The sequence below is a fragment of the Wohlfahrtiimonas larvae genome (assembly GCF_002006755.1).
Lineage (GTDB): Bacteria > Pseudomonadota > Gammaproteobacteria > Cardiobacteriales > Wohlfahrtiimonadaceae > Wohlfahrtiimonas > Wohlfahrtiimonas larvae.
Genome location: NZ_MVDO01000044.1, coordinates 1 through 1,290, shown reverse-complemented (window position 1 = coordinate 1,290; position 1,290 = coordinate 1). Strand labels below are relative to the sequence as shown.

Here is a 1,290-nt window from a genome sequence, read left to right as displayed (position 1 = left end):
TTCAGAAGTAATGGGCAATAATGTGACTTCATTAATCACTGTTTGATCATTATCCCAATAATAAGGATTACGTTCTAAAACAATACGTTCATTCACAACCCAATCTTTTAAACGATATGCACCATTACCCACAAAATTTTTAGGATTTGTCCATTGATTACCGTATTTTTCTACCGTGGCTCGATGCACTGGTGCAAGGACGATATGCCCAACTAATTTATCTAAATATGGGATTGATTCAGTTAACGTCACTTCCAGTGTGTGGTCATCTAAAGCCTTAATCCCCAAAGTTTCCGGTGATTGCTTACCTGCCACAATATCATTCACATTTTCAATATGAGCATATTCCAAGTAACTTGCATAAGGTGAAGCAGTATTCGGATCAACAATACGTTGCCATGAATAGACAAAGTCATGAGCAGTAACAGGATCACCATTAGACCATTTAGCATCTTTACGTAATGTAAAGCGCCAAACTTTACCATTATCATTTTCCCAAGATTCCGCAACACCTGGAATAGTTTCACCATTTAAATTAGCAATGGTTAAACCTTCAAATTGATCTCGTGCAATATTAGATTCTGGAACACCTTGCATTTTATGAGGATCCAATGATTGTGGTTCAGCTGCATTATTTTTAACAAGCTTCTGTACAGGATGCAGTTCAATCCCCACAGGAACAATTGCAGCCAGCGCTGTAGCACTGAAAACGAAACCTAAAGTGGTGGCAAGTAACGTTTGTTTGATCAATGGCTTCATAATCACTCCATATTTATTTTTTATAAAAATAGTTTTGCACTTAATTAATCATGAAAAACCAATTAAATCAAACAAAATAATTTATTTAAGATATTGACAATAAGAATAAAAACTCAATACATCTTAAAAAATGAAGCTGTTTTGTAGTTATTTTATTCAATATTTCCTTGACTAAAAGTCATTAACATCCTCCATAATAAAAAACATTGGCGCATCTTTATCTAAACGAATGCTCTGAATTAAAAATTTTTCTTTATCCAAATATTGAATGGCTTCTTCATTAGGGTTTTCCTTCATCCATTGATAGACCGTTGCATATACAATTTTTTCTTTATCATAATTGCCATAACCTGAATCTTCATTATCATCTCTGTGCGCTAAGTTAAAATAATGAATAGCTTGATCACGATCTAATGCGTTATTTTCTCCGATAATATAGGCATATACCAAAGCAATGCCTGCATTTTTATTGCCATTCTCTGCAGCTTTCATAAAGTATTTCAACGCCTCTTCTTGTTTTTGCTCTTTTTC

General features: G+C 33.8%; 1 protein-coding gene and 1 pseudogene. Both read right to left on the bottom strand.

Annotation, left to right across the window (positions count from 1 at the left end; genetic code table 11):
• The coding region (locus BZK14_RS03065; protein ID WP_245831138.1) for an ABC transporter substrate-binding protein at window positions 1-759 on the bottom strand (759 nt) is incomplete at its 3' end.
• 171 nt (window positions 760-930) lie between these two features.
• Window positions 931-1,290: pseudogene (locus tag BZK14_RS13220) on the bottom strand (hypothetical protein); the annotation flags it as partial.